Annotated in this window: 17 protein-coding genes; 3 read left to right on the top strand and 14 right to left on the bottom strand. The window is 72.7% G+C overall.

Going from position 1 to position 15,120, the window contains the following annotated elements:
* Positions 1-59: 59 nt before the first annotated feature.
* Entirely contained in the window at positions 60-986 is a 927-nt protein-coding gene (locus tag ACFLFB_RS10445) for a 5'-3' exonuclease H3TH domain-containing protein (protein ID WP_392542110.1), read from the top strand.
* Here ACFLFB_RS10445 and ACFLFB_RS10440 read toward each other — a convergent pair.
* Positions 964-1,422 carry a helix-turn-helix transcriptional regulator gene (locus tag ACFLFB_RS10440; protein ID WP_392542109.1) on the bottom strand — a complete coding sequence of 153 codons (459 nt, stop codon included), beginning with the start codon at positions 1,420-1,422 and terminating at the stop codon, positions 964-966. The genes ACFLFB_RS10445 and ACFLFB_RS10440 overlap by 23 nt on opposite strands.
* 115 nt (positions 1,423-1,537) lie before the next feature.
* Between ACFLFB_RS10440 and ACFLFB_RS10435 the strand changes: the two genes are divergently transcribed.
* Complete coding sequence (locus ACFLFB_RS10435; protein ID WP_392542108.1) at positions 1,538-1,945, top strand: VOC family protein; 408 nt, start codon at positions 1,538-1,540, stop codon at positions 1,943-1,945.
* Between the two features lie 4 nt (positions 1,946-1,949).
* Here ACFLFB_RS10435 and ACFLFB_RS10430 read toward each other — a convergent pair whose 3' ends face one another.
* Genes ACFLFB_RS10430 through ACFLFB_RS10400 form a run of 7 tightly spaced genes read right to left on the bottom strand, consistent with a single transcriptional unit; the run spans position 1,950 to position 9,233 of the window.
* Entirely contained in the window at positions 1,950-4,796 is a 2,847-nt protein-coding gene (locus ACFLFB_RS10430) for a DEAD/DEAH box helicase (RefSeq protein WP_392542107.1), read from the bottom strand.
* Positions 4,797-4,817: 21 nt separating this feature from the next.
* On the bottom strand, positions 4,818-5,708 hold the full coding sequence (locus ACFLFB_RS10425; RefSeq protein ID WP_392542106.1) for a diacylglycerol kinase: 891 nt from the start codon (positions 5,706-5,708) through the stop codon (positions 4,818-4,820).
* 27 nt (positions 5,709-5,735) lie between these two features.
* Positions 5,736-6,548, bottom strand: coding sequence for a twin-arginine translocase subunit TatC (tatC, locus tag ACFLFB_RS10420; protein WP_392542105.1), 813 nt, complete (start codon positions 6,546-6,548; stop codon positions 5,736-5,738).
* A 20-nt stretch (positions 6,549-6,568) separates the two neighbouring features.
* Positions 6,569-6,868 carry a Sec-independent protein translocase subunit TatA gene (tatA, locus tag ACFLFB_RS10415; RefSeq protein ID WP_392542104.1) on the bottom strand — a complete coding sequence of 100 codons (300 nt, stop codon included), beginning with the start codon at positions 6,866-6,868 and terminating at the stop codon, positions 6,569-6,571.
* A gap of 38 nt (positions 6,869-6,906) precedes the next feature.
* The gene (locus ACFLFB_RS10410) at positions 6,907-7,221 is read right to left on the bottom strand and encodes a hypothetical protein (protein WP_392542103.1); all 315 of its coding nucleotides are present in this window, start codon (positions 7,219-7,221) and stop codon (positions 6,907-6,909) included.
* Positions 7,222-7,224: 3 nt separating this feature from the next.
* A complete protein-coding gene (locus tag ACFLFB_RS10405) occupies positions 7,225-8,217 on the bottom strand; it encodes a helix-turn-helix transcriptional regulator (RefSeq protein ID WP_392542102.1) in 993 nt (330 codons plus the stop codon).
* A complete protein-coding gene (locus ACFLFB_RS10400; RefSeq protein ID WP_392542101.1) occupies positions 8,217-9,233 on the bottom strand; it encodes a helix-turn-helix transcriptional regulator in 1,017 nt (338 codons plus the stop codon). Before ACFLFB_RS10400 ends, ACFLFB_RS10405 begins: the two co-directional genes overlap by 1 nt.
* A gap of 35 nt (positions 9,234-9,268) precedes the next feature.
* Here ACFLFB_RS10400 and ACFLFB_RS10395 point away from each other — a divergent pair, with 35 nt between their 5' ends.
* Positions 9,269-10,372, top strand: a complete 1,104-nt coding sequence (locus ACFLFB_RS10395) for a DUF3866 family protein (RefSeq protein WP_392542100.1) — start codon at positions 9,269-9,271, stop codon at positions 10,370-10,372.
* Positions 10,373-10,376: 4 nt separating this feature from the next.
* On the opposite strand, the gene ACFLFB_RS10390 is transcribed toward ACFLFB_RS10395, so the two are convergent.
* The 6 genes from ACFLFB_RS10390 to ACFLFB_RS10365 form a co-directional block, all read right to left on the bottom strand.
* On the bottom strand, positions 10,377-10,757 hold the full coding sequence (locus tag ACFLFB_RS10390; RefSeq protein WP_392542099.1) for an FKBP-type peptidyl-prolyl cis-trans isomerase: 381 nt from the start codon (positions 10,755-10,757) through the stop codon (positions 10,377-10,379).
* Between the two features lie 42 nt (positions 10,758-10,799).
* On the bottom strand, positions 10,800-11,750 hold the full coding sequence (locus ACFLFB_RS10385; RefSeq protein WP_392542098.1) for an FKBP-type peptidyl-prolyl cis-trans isomerase: 951 nt from the start codon (positions 11,748-11,750) through the stop codon (positions 10,800-10,802).
* A gap of 109 nt (positions 11,751-11,859) precedes the next feature.
* Positions 11,860-13,239, bottom strand: coding sequence for a Pup--protein ligase (pafA, locus tag ACFLFB_RS10380; RefSeq protein ID WP_392542097.1), 1,380 nt, complete (start codon positions 13,237-13,239; stop codon positions 11,860-11,862).
* The gene (prcA, locus tag ACFLFB_RS10375; protein ID WP_392542096.1) at positions 13,236-14,045 is read right to left on the bottom strand and encodes a proteasome subunit alpha; all 810 of its coding nucleotides are present in this window, start codon (positions 14,043-14,045) and stop codon (positions 13,236-13,238) included. Before prcA ends, pafA begins: the two co-directional genes overlap by 4 nt.
* The gene (prcB, locus tag ACFLFB_RS10370) at positions 14,042-14,869 is read right to left on the bottom strand and encodes a proteasome subunit beta (protein WP_392542095.1); all 828 of its coding nucleotides are present in this window, start codon (positions 14,867-14,869) and stop codon (positions 14,042-14,044) included. Before prcB ends, prcA begins: the two co-directional genes overlap by 4 nt.
* The gene (locus ACFLFB_RS10365) at positions 14,866-15,057 is read right to left on the bottom strand and encodes a ubiquitin-like protein Pup (protein ID WP_392542094.1); all 192 of its coding nucleotides are present in this window, start codon (positions 15,055-15,057) and stop codon (positions 14,866-14,868) included. The genes prcB and ACFLFB_RS10365 overlap by 4 nt, the downstream gene beginning before the upstream one ends.
* Positions 15,058-15,120: the final 63 nt, after the last annotated feature.

The following is a 15,120-nucleotide window of genomic DNA, read 5'->3' as shown; positions in this document are numbered from 1 at the left end:
CCAGCGGGTGAACCCACCGTGACCGGCTCGCCCCTCGGCCGGGCGGCTACCCTCGGGCCATGCCGGACCGCCTCCTCCTCCTCGACTCCGCCTCGCTGTACTTCCGTGCCTTCTTCGGGGTCCCGGACCAGCGCGCGTCGGAGGACGAGCCGCCCACCAACGCGCTGCGCGGCTTCCTCGACATGATCGCCACGCTCGTCACGGCCCACCGGCCCACGCACCTCGTGGCGTGCTGGGACGACGACTGGCGGCCCCAGTGGCGCGTCGACCTCGTCCCCACGTACAAGACCCACCGCCTCACCGAGGGGTCGGCCGTCGCGGAGGAGAGCCCCGACGGCCTCACCCCGCAGGTCCCGCTCATCCGCGAGGCCCTGGCCGCGATCGGGATCGCGCGGCTGGGGGCGCCGGGCTTCGAGGCCGACGACGTCATCGGCACGCTCACCGCCCGGCACCGCGGGGTGATGCCGGTCGACGTCGTCACCGGCGACCGCGACCTGCTCCAGCTCGTCGACGACGCCCACGCCATCCGGGTGCTGTACACCGGGCGCGGCGGGGTGCGCGAGCCCGACCTCGCCACGCAGGACCTCCTGCGCGAGAAGTACGGGGTCGACACCGGCGAGGCGTACCTCGAGATGTCGGTGCTGCGCGGTGACACCAGCGACGGGCTCCCCGGCGTCAAGGGCATCGGTGACAAGACCGCCGCGGCGCTGATCGCCCAGTACGGCTCGCTCGCCGGGCTGCGGGCGGCCGTCGACAACGGCGACCCCGCCATCAAGGGCGCCCGTCGCACCAACCTCGAGGCCGCGAGCGCCTACCTCGATGTCGCGCCGACCGTCGTGCGGGTCGCCCCCGACGCCCCGGTGGCGCAGGTCGACCTCGCGCTGCCGAGGGCCGTCGCCGACCCCGCGGCCCTCGAGCGGCTCGCGACGGACTACGGCATCGAGAACCCGGTCAAGCGCGTCCTCACGGCCCTGGGTCTGGGCTGACCCGCGGGTCGCGGGGCTGCGCGTCCCGACCGCCGCGCGGACCGGCGGGGCGGGTCCACCTCATCCGGAACGCGGTCGGCACGAACGACGTCGCCGGGTCGGGTCCGGTGCGGAACTCGCTCGGTGACACCCCGACGATGTCGGTGAAGGTGCGGCTGAACGTCCCCAGGCTCGAGAAGCCGACCTCCATGCAGACGTCGGTCACCGGCGTGTCGGTGGTCCTCAGGAGCGTCATGGCGCGTTCGATCCGGCGGCGCTGGAGGTAGCGGTGAGGGGTCTCGCCGAAGGCCTTCTTGAACTCGCGGATGAAGTGCGCCCGCGCCATGAACGCGACGGCGGCGAGGGCGTCGACGTCGAGGGCCTCGGTCGAGCGGCGGTCGATGGCGTCGCGGGCCCGCAGCAGCCGGCGGTTGCGGTCCTCCTCGGCGACTCCCACCGGCCCACCGTACGGTGACGGAGTCCGACGAGCGCACTTTCGGAGAAGCGGCCCGTCGTGTCGGACTCGTAGCGTCGTCCTCGACAGCACGGACCATCCGAAGGGAACGCCAATCATGTTGACCAGCAACAACATCTCGTCGATCTTCGTCCTCGATCAGGACGAGGCACTGCGGTTCTACACCGAGGTCCTGGGCCTCGAGGTCGCCCAGGACATGGACTTCGGACCCATGCGGTGGCTCACCGTCCGGGTGCCCGGCGACGACAAGATCATCCTCCTCGAGAAGCCCGGCGCCCCGGCGCACGACGAGGCGACGGCCGAGCAGATCCGCAACCTCGTGAGCAAGGGCGCCGGCGGCGGCTGGCTGGCCTTCACCACCGATGACGTCGACGCCGCCTACGCCCGGGTCGTCGCCGCGGGCGCCGAGGTGATGCAGGAGATCGTCGAGCAGCCGTACGGCCGCGACTTCGGGATCCGCGACCCGTTCGGCAACCCCATCCGGATCGGCGACGTCAAGGGCTGAGGCGTCAGTCGAGGCGGTCGGCGGCGACGACGCCGCGCAGCACCGCGTCGACGGCCTTGCGCGCGGTGCGACGCAGCTCGTCGTCGGTGGCCGCCTTCGACACCTGGTCGAGGAGGTCGACGAGCTGCTTGCACCGCCGCACGAAGTCACCCGCGGCGATGTCCTGGCCGCGCAGGACGGCGTCGAGCCGCTCCCCCGACGCCCACCGGTGCACCATCCAGGCCATGCCACCGTCGGGCATCGACGTCGTCGGCAGGTCGTGCTCGGTCTCGAGGTCCTCGATCTCCGACCACAGCCGCGCCATCGCGGTCACCGCCTCGGCGACCTCGTCGTTCGGCATCCGGGGCGAGACCTCGGCCTGCTCGTGGCGCGGCTCGTGGACCAGCGCCGACACCGCGGCCGCGAGCCCGGGGGCGTCGAGCCGCTTCCACACGTCGTGGCGCAGGCACTCGGCGGCCAGCAGGTCCTTCTCGGTGTAGAGCCGCCGCAGCCGCTCCCCCCGCTCGGTGACGACGGTGCCCGCCTCCTCGAGGTAGCCGCGGGCCTCGAGGGCGTCACAGATCCGGTCGAAGGTGCGGGCCACGGTGTTCGTGCGGCCCTCGACCTTGCGCTGCAGCCCCACGGTCTCGCGCTTGAGGCGCCACCAGCGCTCGGCCCAGCGGGCGTGCGTCTCGCGGTCGGGGCACTGGTGGCAGGGGTGCGCCTTGAGCTCCTGGCGCAGCGCGGCCACCCGCTCGGTCTCGCCCGCGGCCACGGCGGCGTCACGGGCCGCCCGGCGCCGGGGCGACTCGTCGAACCCGTGCGGCACGGCGATGCGCAGCGAGGTGGCGAGGTCGCGCCGGCTCTTGGGCGACTTGGGGTTGAAGTGCGGCGGCACCTTCACCGTCGCCACCGACTCCACGGCCTCGGGCACGTCGACGAGGGTGAGGCGCCGGAACTGCTTGTCCTCGGTGACGACCGCGGGCCCGGTGGGCGCGCCCTTGCCGGTGCGCGCCGGCTGGACGACGACCGCCCACCCCGCGCGCCGCCCGGCCGGGATGCGGATGACGTCGCCGATCCGCAGCTGCTCCATCGACACCGCGGCCTCGGCCCGGCGCGAGGCCGAGCGAGCCTTCGCCCCGTCCTTCTCGGCGTCGGCGATGCGGCGGCGCAGCTCGGCGTACTCGCGGAAGTCGCCGAGGTGGCAGTGCATGGCCTCGGCGTAGCCCTCGAGGCCTTCCTCGTTGCGGCGCACCGAGGTCGCGATGCCGACCACCGCGCGGTCGGCCTGGAACTGGGCGAACGAGGTCTCGAGGATCTCGCGAGCCACCTCGCGCCCGACCTGGGCCACGAGGTTGACGGCCATGTTGTACGTCGGCCGGAAGCTGGAGCGCAACGGGTAGGTGCGGGTCGACGCCAGGCCGCCGACCGCCATCGGGTCGACCCCGCGCGCCCACTGCACGACCGCGTGCCCCTCGATGTCGATGCCGCGGCGGCCCGCGCGGCCGGTGAGCTGCGTGTACTCGGCCGGCGTGATGTCGACGTGCGCCTCGCCGTTGAACTTCACCAGCTTCTCGAGGACCACCGTGCGCGCCGGCATGTTGATGCCGAGCGCCAGTGTCTCCGTGGCGAACACGGCCCGGATGCGGGTGGCGGTGAACAGCTCCTCGACGATCTCGCGGAACAGGGGCAGCATCCCGGCGTGGTGCGCCGCGAAACCGCGCGACAGCCCCTCGACGAAGTCCCAGTAGCCGAGGACGCCGAGGTCCTCCTCCGCCAGCGACTCGACCCGCTCCTCGACGTGCCGGCGGATCCGCAGCCCCTCCTTCTCGGGGATGAGGCGGGTGCCGGCGGCGAGCAGCTGGCCGACGGCGGCGTCGCAGCCGACCCGGCTGAAGATGAAGGTGATGGCGGGCAGCAGCCCGTCACGGTCGAGCTCCTCGATGACCTCGGCGCGGGTCGCTCCCCCGCCGGGTCGGCCACCCCGCGCGAACCCGCGACCGCCGTCGCCACCGCCGGGCCCGCGTCCGCCGCCGTGCGACCGGCCCCGGCTGCCACCGCCGACGCCGCCGCGTCCTCGGCCCTGGGTGCGGGCCGGTGGGCCACCCCGCCCACCGGCGCGACCGACCTCGTCGAAGCGGCCGCGCTGCTCTGCCGTGCGGATGGCGTCGAGCAGGTCGGGGTCGACACGGTTGCCGGCGAACAGGTCGTACATCGTCGTGCCGACGAGCATGTGCTGGAACAGGGGCACCGGCCGGTGCTCGGAGACGACGACCTCGTGGTTGCCGCGCACCTCGGCGAGCCAGTCGCCGAACTCCTCCGCGTTGCTCACGGTCGCTGACAGGGAGATGACCTGCACGTGCTCGGGGAGGTGGATGATGACCTCCTCCCACACGGCGCCGCGGAACCGGTCGGCGAGGTAGTGGACCTCGTCCATGACGACGAAGCCGAGGCCGTGCAGCGTCGAGGAGCCCGCGTACATCATGTTGCGCAGCACCTCGGTCGTCATGACGACGACGGGGGCCTCGCCGTTCACCGACGAGTCGCCGGTGAGCAGGCCGACCTTGTCGGCGCCGTGGACGCGCACGAGGTCGTGGTACTTCTGGTTCGACAGGGCCTTGATGGGCGTGGTGTAGAACGCCTTGCGACCGGTGGCCAGGGCGAGGTGCACTGCGAACTCGCCGACGATGGTCTTGCCGGCGCCGGTGGGCGCTGCGACGAGGACGCCCCTGCCCTCCTCCACCGCCTCGCAGGCGGTCAGCTGGAACTCGTCGAGGGGGAAGTCGAGCCCGGCGGTGAACCGCGCGACCTCGGAGCTCTCCCGGCGTGTCCGGGCACGGGCCGCGGCGTACCGCTCGGCGGGGCTGGGCATGGCCTCAGGCTACGTCAGCGGTCAGGCGAGGACGGTGAGCGCGCCGGGCACGGCCTCGACCGTCATCGGCAGCGGGCCGAAGCGCTCGCCGTCGGCGTAGGCGACGATGCCGGTGGCCTCCAGCCGGACCTCTCGGGCGCGCAGCACCTCGACCGCCGGATGGGAGGTGTGGGTGCCCTTGAAGACCGTCGGGAAGACGCGCAGGAACTCAGGGGTGCCGATCCGGTGCAGGACGAGGACGTCGAGCAGGCCGTCGTCGAAGAGGGCGTCCGGTGTCACCTTCATGCCACCGCCGTACGACGGGCCGTTGCCGACGGCGACGAGCATGGCGTCGGTACGGACCTCGCGGCCGTCGAGGACGACCCGGTACGGGATCGCCCGGAACACCGGCAGCTCGCGCAGGATCGCGAGGTTGTAGCGCATCTGCCCCTTGGGCCAGCGCCACGTGTTGGCCCGCTCGTTCACCACGGCGTCGAACCCGGCGGCCAGCACGCCGACGAACCACTTCGTCTCGCCCGTGGGAGTGGTGTGCCGCGCGGCGTCCACGGCCCGGGTGCCGCCGGCCAGGAGCCGCTCCACGGCCTTCGCGGCGTCGCGCACCGGGAGCCCGAGCTCGCGGGCGACGTCGTTGCCGGTGCCCGCCGCGATGATGCCGAGCGGCACGTCGGTGCCCGCGCAGAGGTTGGCGCCGAGGTGGACCATCCCGTCCCCCCCGGCGACGACGAGGGCGTCGATGGCGCCCTCGGCGATCGCGGCGCGGCCCTTCTCCGTGGCCCCGCGGGCGTCGGCGGCGCTGAGGTCGACGAGCTCGACCCCGGCCGCGCGCAGCAGGGTGAGTGCCTCCAACCCGATCCGGGCGCCGGTGTTCTTCCCCGACGTCGGGTTGACGATCATCCCCAGGCGTCGCGGCATGGCCGTGAGGCTAGTGCAGGACCGACGTCAGAGGGCAGAGGCCTCGGTGTCGTCGACGTCGAGCCAGTCGGGACGGCTGGCGGCCTTGCGCTTGTCGAGCAGCCGGCAGACCAGCCACGCGCCGAAGTAGAGCGCCGTCAACGGCGCCGCGAACACGAACATCGTGAACGGGTCGGCGGTGGGGGTGGCCACGGCGGCGAAGACGAAGATGAGGACGACCGCCACCCGCCAGCCCTTGATGAGGCGCGTCGCCGGCATCGCCCCGATCGCGTTGAGGCCCACGAGGATCACCGGGAAGAGGAAGCCGATGCCGAACACCAGGATGAACCGCGTGACGAACGAGAAGTACATCGAGGCACCCTGGATGTTCGAGGTGCCCGCCGGGCTGAGCCCGTAGAGGATCGACAGCGACTGCGGGAGGATCGCGTAGGCGAGGCCGCAGCCGAGGAGGAACAGCGGGATCGTGGCGCCGAGGAAGGCGAGCGAGATCCGCTTCTCCTTGCGGGTCAGGCCCGGGACGATGAACGCCCAGGCCTGGTAGAGCCAGATCGGGCTCGCGACCATGACGCCGACGAAGATCGACAGGCTGATCAAGTTCGACAGCGCGCTCGTCGCCTCGGCGAAGTTGATGCTCGCCTCGACCGAGGGGTTGGACCGCGCATACTCGTAGAACGGGTCGGTCAGCAGGTCGAAGACGCGGTCGTAGTAGATGCCCGCGACGACCGAGGCGACGAGGACGGCACCGGCGGCGATGAACAGCCGGCGCCGGAACTCACGGAAGTGCTCGCCGAGCGTCATCCGCCCTTCGGGCTCGCGCGGACGACGGCGCAGTCGGGCCATGGAGTGTCAGCGAGAAGGGGTCAGGCCACCGGGCCGGACTGGTTGTCGGTGCGCGGGGCGTTCTCGTGCACCGCGTTGCCGTCAGTGGTGGGGACGGCGCGGTCGACGGTGGAGGTCGGCTCGATCGACTCGCTCTTGACGGTCTGGCCCGAGGCCTCGGACTTCTTCTCGTTGTCCTTCTTCATCTCGTCGACCTCGGACTTGAACACCCGAGCCGAGCGGCCGAGGCTGCGGGCGGCATCGGGAAGCCGCTTCCAGCCGAAGATCACGATGATCAGCACCGCGATGATGATGATCTCGGTGGGTCCGATCCTGCCCATGGGGGTTCAACTCCTGATGTGTCGCCTGAGGTCGTTGTTCAGTCTACGCGTGCCCACCGGGGCATCCGTTCGGCTCGACGGGACCGTCTCACCGCGGCCTGCTCGGCGCGCTGCGCCCGATACTCCTCCCGGAGTCTGGACGGGGCCTGTGTCACCGCTGTGGGCGGCGGGTCGGCGTCGCGCAGCTCGTCGACCCGGGTCTCGAGCTCGGCGACCAGCGCACTCGCCCGCGACAGCTCGCGCGTGAGCGCCTTCGTCTTGCCCCACACCCGGCGCGCGAGGACGAACAACCACAGCCCGCTGGCCACGAGGAGCACGACCCACAGGAGCACCCAGCCCCACCACGGCAGCACGGCTCAGCCCTCTCCGGCGGACGCGGGGTAGGCGGCCAGGGCGTCGCCCGCTCCGCCGACGACCTCGGCGACGACCTCCGGCGGGTCGAGGACGACGGCGCGCCCGCCCATCCGCCAGACCAGGCGGCGCAGCCACGCGGTGTCGGCCGTGCGGATCTGCACGGTGAGCCCGCCACCGTCGGCGGCCGGGACGTCGGTGGACGACTCCACCGGGTAGTAGTCGGCGATCCACGTGGCGCCGGGCAGCAGCCGGACCGTGACGACGAGGTCGTCGGGACCCGGCCGGAAGGTGCCGTCGGCGAGGTCGCGCTCGCGGGCGCCCTCGGGCGGCGTGCCGTCGACGTCGAGGACCGTGAGCTCCTCGACGCGGTCCATGCGGAACAGGCGGGTGTCCTCGGCGCGGTGGCACCAGCCCTCGAGGTACCATCGGCCGTCGTCGCCGACGACGCGCATCGGGTCGACGTCGCGCTCGGTGCTCTCGTCACGGGCCGGCACGAGGTAGCGCAGGTGGACGCGGCGGCGGGTGGCGATGGCCTGGCGGGCCCTGGTGAGCAGCTCGGCCGAGGTGCCGTCGTCGACCTCGGCGCGCACCCGGCTGGCCGGGGCTCCGGCGCTGCCCGCGGCGTCCTCGAGCTTGGCCAGGGCGCGCTCCACGGCGTCGCGCTCGTCGAGGCCCGGGACCTCGCGCAGCGTCCGCAGGCCGACCATGAGGGTCACGGCCTCGTCGACGCCGAGGCGCAGCGGGCGCGCGATGGTGTCGGCGTTGCCGACGAAGACCTTCCCGCCCTCCCAGTCGGCCTCGATGAGCTCGTCGGGCATCTGCCCGTAGCCGCAGAGGAAGAGCAGCTGGAGGTCGGCCTCGAGCTGCTCGACGCTGACCCCGAGGTCATCGGCGGCCTGCTGGACGTCGATGCCCTGGCGGTTGAGCAGCCACGGCACCATCGTCAGCAGCCGGGCGAGCCGCGCGGTCGCGGTCTCCTGGGTGGCGCCGGCCATCAGCGCTCCCCCGCCCCGTGGGCGACGAGCGCACCGCGCAGGCGGCGGGCCACGGCGTGGACGAGGTCGGTGGGCTGCTCGGCGACGACGTCGGCGCCGTAGCCGGCGACCTGCTCGGCGAAGTCCTCGAGGTCGTGGTAGTCGAGGTCGACGAGGTCCCAGGTGTCGTCGACCTCGCCGACGGTGCGGGCGCGACGGCGCAGGCTGTGCCCCGCGCCGCGGCGGACCCGCAGCACCGCCGGGCTGGGCTGGGTGGAGGGCGACCCGGCCACGCGGGCGACCATCAGCTCGGGCTCGTGGTCGGCGGGGACCTCGAAGGACCCGGCCCGACCGGAGGTGCGCACCGGCCCGGTGATCCGGGACAGGCGGAAGACGCGCGCGGCGCCGCGGTCCTCGTCGAAGGCGTTGAGGTACCAGCGGCCGTGCCACGAGATGAGCGACCACGGCTGCACGCGGCGCTCGGTGGCCTCCTCGGCCTCCGGGCGGCGGTAGGAGAACCGCAGCGGAACCCGGCGCACGACGCCGTCCTTGACGGCGTCGAACGCGGGCTCGGTGGTCCGCAGCCGCGGCTCGATCCCGATGAGGGCGTCGACGTCGCGCTCGACCCCGGCGGCCCGAAGCTTGCGCAGCGCCTGGGCGGCGGGACCGGCCAGCGACGCCTGCGCCCAGACCCGGCTGGCCAGACCCAGCACGGCCAGCTCGTCGGGCTCGAACGGGATGTCCGGGAGGGCGTACTCGCGCTGGTGGATGCGGTAGCCGGGCTCGTCCTCGTGGAGCGGGTCGATGTCCTCGGTGACCAGCGGGATGCCGAGCTCGCGCAGCTCGTCCTTGTCGCGCTCGAACATCCTCTCGAACGCCTCGGTCGACGCCGAGGTCCCGTACTGCGGCACGAGCTGGCGGATCTGGGCCTTGCTCATGGGCCGTCGCGTGTAGAGCAGCACGAGGACGAGGTTGAGCAGCCGCTCGGTCTTGACCTGGGCCGCGCTCGGCGCACCTCCCCCGGACTCGCTGCTCACCCGCCAGACGCTACCCGACGGATACGCTGCCGACCGTGATGCAGTGGCGAGCCGGGACCGTGGTCGGCGAGGTCCGGCGCTGGCCGGGGGCCGTCGAGCTCCGGGTGGCCCTCGAGGGGGTCGCGGCAGCGGGGGGCGACGAGGTCCGCGCGCTGGCCTACACCGCGATGGTGGGCGTCCCCGCGACCGGCGAGCGCGTCCTCCTCAACGCCTCGGCCCTGCTGCGCGGCCTGGGCACCGGCGGGCTGGCGTTCGTCGTCGCCCGCACCGACGCGCTGCCTGACGACCCCGAGACCGGTGCGGGCCACATCGTCAAGGCGCGCTACACCCCGCTGCAGCAGATGCTCCTCGCCGTCGACGAGCAGGACAGCCCGCACCACGCCGTGCTGGCCGGCGCCGACGACCTCGACGGCCTGCCCGTCGTCGTGGCCGACCTCCACTCGGCCCTACCGGCCGTCGTCGCCGGGGTCCGCCACGTGGCCCCTGACGCCCGCGTCGCCTACGTCATGACCGACGGGGGCGCGCTGCCCGCCGCCTTCTCGCGCGCCGTGGCCGGGCTCACCGACGCGGGGTGGCTCGCGGCCACCCTCACCGTCGGCCAGGCGTTCGGCGGTGACCACGAGGCCGTGACGACCCACACCGGGCTGCTCGCCGCCCGGCACGTCGTGCGGGCCGACGTCGTCGTCGTCGCCCAGGGGCCGGGGAACGTCGGCACCGGCACGCGCTGGGGCTACTCGGGTGTCGCCTGCGCCGACGCGCTGCACGCCGTCGACGTCCTCGGCGGCCGGGGCATCGCCTCGCTGCGCGTCTCCGGCACCGACCGGCGCGAACGGCACCTCGGCATCAGCCACCACAGCCGTACGGCCTACGGGCGCGCGCTGCTCACCGCGGCCGACGTCCCCCTGACCACGCTGCCCGACGCCGACCTCGACGCCCTCGTGCGCCGCCAGGTCGCCGACCTCGTCTCCGGTGCCCGCGCCACCCTCACCCCCGTCGAGGTCCCCGCCGAGGGCCTGCTCGACGCCCTGCGCACCTCACCGGTGGGCCTGACGACGATGGGGCGGGGTCTGGATGTTGACCCCGCCCCGTTCCTCGCGGCTGCTGCCGCGGGTGCTCACGCCGCTGCGTGCGCCCGCTGAGCGCTCAGCGCACGTCGACGAGGTCGACGACGAAGATCAGCGTCTCGCCCGGCTTGATGGCGCCACCGGCGCCGCGGTCGCCGTAGGCCAGCTGCGGCGGGATGGTCAGCTTGCGACGGCCGCCGACCTTCATCCCGTCGATGCCGCGGTCCCAGCCCTGGATGACCATGCCGACCCCGAGGGTGAAGTCGAGGGGGGCGCCGCGGTTCCAGGAGGCGTCGAACTCCTCGCCCGTGGAGTGGGCGACGCCGACGTAGTGGGCGGAGACGGTGCTGCCCTTGGTGGCCTCGGCGCCGTCACCGACGGTGACGTCCTCGATGACGAGGTCGGCGGGCGGGGCGTCAGCGGGGAAGTCGATCTCGGGGCGGGTGGGCTCGGTGCTCACGACAGAGGCCTCTCTTCTCGGGGTGTGCGGTGGTGGGTCTGCTCAGTACGCGGCGAGGAGGTCGACGACGAAGACGAGGGTGTCGGTGCCCTTGATCTTCGCGCCCGACCCGGCCGAGCCGTAGCCGTCGGCGGGCGGGATGACGAGCAGCACGCGGCTGCCCACCTTCTGGCCCGCCAGACCGGCGTCCCAGCCCTTGATGACCTGGCCCTGGCCGAGGGGGAACTCGAAGTACGGCTGCTCCGGGCGGCTGGCGCTGGAGTCGAAGACCTCGCCGTTGCGGTAGAGCGCGCCGGTGTAGGCGACCCGCACGGTCTGGCCGGCCTTGACCTCGGCGCCCTTGCCCTCGATGAGCGGCTGGACGACGGTCTTCGTCGGGGCCTTGACGTCCTTGGGGACGGTGATGGTGGCGGGCTTGCCGTCGTTCATCGTGACCGTCGGGAGGTCCTTCTTCGGCGCGACGGCGGTGCCCTCGGCCTGCGCGAGGACCTTCGAGGCCGAGACGATCTCGATGACGAAGACGACCGGGTCGTCCTTGGCGATGGCCAGCTGGGTGTTGCCCTGGTCGCCGAAGGCGTCCTTGGGGGTCGAGGTGATGACGACGCGGCTGCCGACCTTCTTGCCGGGCAGCTGGGTCTTGAACGACGGGAACAGCGCGGCGTCGCCGAGGTCCAGGCCGACGGGGCCGGACTCCCAGGTGCTGTGCGCGACCTTGCCGTCACGGCCGTTGACGATCATCGCCTGGATGGAGACGAGGTCGTCCTTGAGCACGGCGGCGCCGTCACCCTCGGTGACGACCTTGGACTCGGTCTTGGTCACCTTCAGCGGCGAGGCGACCTTGACGGTCGGGGCGGCCTTCCCGTCGGTGCCGTTCACGGTGACCGCGCTGAGGGCGGCGGAGCCCGCGCTCGGGGTCTCCTCGCCGCAGCCGCTCAGGGCGAGCGCGCCGGCGAGGACCGAGGCGGACAGGAGGGTGGTGAGGCGTCGGGGCACGGGTGCGAACCTTCGATCGGGGGTGCTGGGGTCCAGCGGACAACAGCCATCCACGATAACGGTGGAGCCTTCGAGAACCCGCATCGCGGCCTGTGAGCAGGCTGGACGACTAGAGCGACATGCCCTCGATGAGGCGGTCGACACGGGGGTCGGAGGCGAGGAACGGATCCTTGCACAGCACCGTGCGCTGGGCCTGGTCGTTGAGCTTGAGGTGCACCCAGTCGACGGTGAAGTCGCGACGGTGCTCCTGGGCGGCGCGGATGAAGTCGCCGCGCAGCTTGGCCCGCGTCGTGGCCGGAGGGCGCACCTTGGCCTCGAACACCTCGGCGTCGGAGACCACGCGGGCGATGCGGCCGCGGCGCTGGAGCAGGTAGAACAGCCCCCGGCTGCGGTCGATGTCGTGGTACGCGAGGTCGATCTGGGCCAGACGGGGGTGGTCGAGGTCGAGCCCGTGCTTCGTGGCGTACTCGTCGAGGAGCCGGTACTTGATGACCCAGTCGATCTCGGTGCCGACGAGGGCCAGGTTGTCCGTCTCGACCGCGGTCAGGGTGCGGTCCCACAGGTCGAGGACGCGGTGGTGCAGCGGGTCGCTGGCGCCCTCGCGCTGCACGTACTCGACGGCCTTGGCCAGGTACTCGCGCTGGAGGTCCAGGGCGCTCAGCTGGCGGCCGTTGGCCAGGCGCACGGTGCGTCGGCCGGTGAGGTCGTGGGAGATCTCACGGATGGCGCGGATCGGGTTCTCGAGGGTGAGGTCGCGCATGACGACCCCCGCCTCGATCATCCGCAGCACGAGGTCGCACGAGCCCACCTTGAGCATCGTCGTGGCCTCGCTCATGTTCGAGTCGCCGACGATGACGTGGAGGCGGCGGTAGTGCTCGGCGTCGGCGTGCGGCTCGTCGCGGGTGTTGATGATGGGCCGGCTGCGGGTGGTGGCCGACGACACGCCCTCCCAGATGTGGTCGGCGCGCTGGCTCACGGCGTAGGTGGCGCCCTTGGAGGTGGCGACGAGCTTGCCCGCGCCGCAGGTGATCTGCCGGCTGATGAGGAAGGGCAGCAGGGTGTCGGAGATCGTGGCGAACTCCCCCGCCCGGGTCACCAGGTAGTTCTCGTGGCAGCCGTAGGAGTTGCCCGCCGAGTCGGTGTTGTTCTTGAACACGTAGATGTCGCCGGCCACGCCGTCCTCGCGCAGCCGCTGCTGGGCGTCGACGACGAGGCCCTCGATGATCCGCTCCCCCGCCCGGTCGTGGGCGACCACCTGGCGCACCGAGTCGCACTCGGCGGTGGCGTACTCCGGGTGGCTGCCGACGTCGAGGTAGAGGCGCGAGCCGTTGGTGAGGAAGACGTTGCTCGAGCGGCCCCACGCGACGACCTTGCGGAACAGGTAGCGCGCGACCTCGTCCGGGGTGAGGGTGCGCTGGCCCCCGGTGGAGCAGGTGATGCCGTACTCGTTCTCGATCCCGAAGATCCGGCGGCCCCCGGGGGTGTTCACGCCTCGGTGCCGTCCCGCTCGGGCCGCTGGGTCTGCGGGTTGGTCGTGGCGTCCCGGGTCGACGCGGCGGAGTCGTCGACCGGCGGGGCGTCACGGGTGGGGTCCTCGGAGGACAGCAGGCGCTCGAGGAGGGACCCGGTGATCCGCCGGAAGGTGCGCCGCGGCCGGTTGCGGTCGAGGACCGCGACCTCGAGCTGCTCGGGAGCGAGCTCGCGGGCCGGACCGCCGGCGGGGTCGGTGCCGAGGAGCTCGACGGCCAGGCTCAGCGCCTCGGACAGGTGCAGCCCCTCGCGCCAGCGCTCGGTGAGCCCGGCCTCGATCTGCTCGGCTCCCCCGCCCATGGCGACGAAGCCGTGCTCGTCGGCGACCGAGCCGTCGTAGGTGAGCCGGTACACCTGGTCGGTGGCCGGAGTGGTGCCGACCTCGGCGACGACGATCTCGACCTCGTAGGGCTTGGACTCCTGGGTGAAGACCGTGCCGAGGGTCTGCGCGTAGGCGTTGGCCAGGCCGCGGGCGGTGACGTCGGAGCGGTCGTAGGAGTACCCGCGCAGGTCGGCGTACCGGACGCCCGCCACCCGCAGGTTCTCGAACTCGTTGTACTTGCCGACCGCGGCGAAGGCGATGCGGTCGTAGATCTCGGAGACCTTGTGCAGCGCCCGGCTGGGGTTCTCGGCGACGAAGACGATGCCGTGGTCGTAGGCGAGCACGACGACCGAGCGGCCACGGGCGATGCCCTTGCGCGCGAAGTCGGCCCGGTCCTTCATCAGCTGCTCGGGCGAGACGTAGAACGGCATCCCCGCGCTCATCGGGCACCTCCCGGGTTGTCGGCACGGGCCGCGACGATGGCCTCGACGACCGGCTGGAGCTCGGCGTCGGGGATGAACCGGGCGCCGTCGTCGTCGACCACACCGACCGTGGGCCAGATGCGGCGGCCGAGGTCGGGGCCACCTGTGGCGGAGTCGTCGTCGGCCGCGTCGTAGAGCGCCTCGACGGCCGTGGCGATGGCCTGCTCGGCGGTCCCGCCCCGGCGGTGGAGCTTCTTCAGGGCACCGCGGGCGAAGAGCGAGCCCGACCCCACGCTGTGGTGGTCGTGCTCCTCGTAGCAGCCGCCGGTGACGTCGTAGGAGAAGATCCGGCCGCGGCCGTCACCGACGTCGTACCCGGCGAACACCGGGACCACCGACAGGCCCTGCATGGCCATGCCGAGGTTGCCGCGGATCATCGAGGCGAGGCGGTTGGCCTTGCCCTCGAGCGACATCAGCGTGCCCTCGATCTTCTCGTAGTGCTCGAGCTCGACCTGGAACAGGCGGACCAGCTCGATGGCCAGCCCGGCCGTGCCCGCGATGCCGACGAGGCTGTACTCGTCGGTGGCGAACACCTTCTCCATGTCGCGGTTGGCGATGAGGTTGCCCATCGTCGCGCGGCGGTCGCCGGCCATGACGACACCGCCGTCCCACGTGAGGGTGACGATGGTCGTGCCGTGCGGGGCCTCGATCGCGGCACCGGGCGGCAGCGAGCGCTGCGAGGGCAGCATCGCCGGCGCCTGCGCCGCGAGGAACTCCGTGAACGAGGACGAGCCCGGGACCAGGTAGGCCGAGGGCAGCCGCCCGCCGTCGGGTCCGGGGGTCACTGGCCGCCCTTCTGGACGAACCCGCGGACGAACTCCTCCGCGTTGGACTCCAGGACGCCGTCGATCTCGTCGAGGATGTCGTCGATCTCGCTCGTCTGCACCTGCGGGGCCGCGGCTGCGGGCTCCGGCGCGTCGTCGGGCCCACCGTCGTCGCGGCGTTGCGGCCTCACCTGCTCCTGACCGGCCATGCTGACCCCTCCTCGGGTTCGACTGCCTCCGAGCCTAGTCCGCCGACCGTGCGGCCGTGGCGA

Origin of the sequence: Oryzobacter telluris, from assembly GCF_043099285.1 — a bacterium.
In the GTDB taxonomy this organism is placed as follows: domain Bacteria; phylum Actinomycetota; class Actinomycetes; order Actinomycetales; family Dermatophilaceae; genus Oryzobacter; species Oryzobacter telluris.
Note: the sequence above shows the minus strand (reverse complement) of the source record. Positions and strands in the feature narration are given on the sequence as shown.

Excerpts from the sequence above, each read along its gene's own strand:
- ACFLFB_RS10445 (WP_392542110.1), top strand. The coding sequence starts at position 60 with ATGCCGGACCGCCTCCTCCTCCTCGACTCCGCCTCGCTGTACTTCCGT.
- ACFLFB_RS10435 (WP_392542108.1), top strand. The coding sequence starts at position 1,538 with ATGTTGACCAGCAACAACATCTCGTCGATCTTCGTCCTCGATCAGGAC.
- ACFLFB_RS10430 (WP_392542107.1), bottom strand. The coding sequence starts at position 4,796 with ATGCCCAGCCCCGCCGAGCGGTACGCCGCGGCCCGTGCCCGGACACGC.
- ACFLFB_RS10425 (WP_392542106.1), bottom strand. The coding sequence starts at position 5,708 with ATGCCGCGACGCCTGGGGATGATCGTCAACCCGACGTCGGGGAAGAAC.
- tatC (WP_392542105.1), bottom strand. The coding sequence starts at position 6,548 with ATGGCCCGACTGCGCCGTCGTCCGCGCGAGCCCGAAGGGCGGATGACG.
- tatA (WP_392542104.1), bottom strand. The coding sequence starts at position 6,868 with ATGGGCAGGATCGGACCCACCGAGATCATCATCATCGCGGTGCTGATC.
- ACFLFB_RS10405 (WP_392542102.1), bottom strand. The coding sequence starts at position 8,217 with ATGGCCGGCGCCACCCAGGAGACCGCGACCGCGCGGCTCGCCCGGCTG.
- prcA (WP_392542096.1), bottom strand. The coding sequence starts at position 14,045 with ATGAGCGCGGGGATGCCGTTCTACGTCTCGCCCGAGCAGCTGATGAAG.
- ACFLFB_RS10365 (WP_392542094.1), bottom strand. The coding sequence starts at position 15,057 with ATGGCCGGTCAGGAGCAGGTGAGGCCGCAACGCCGCGACGACGGTGGG.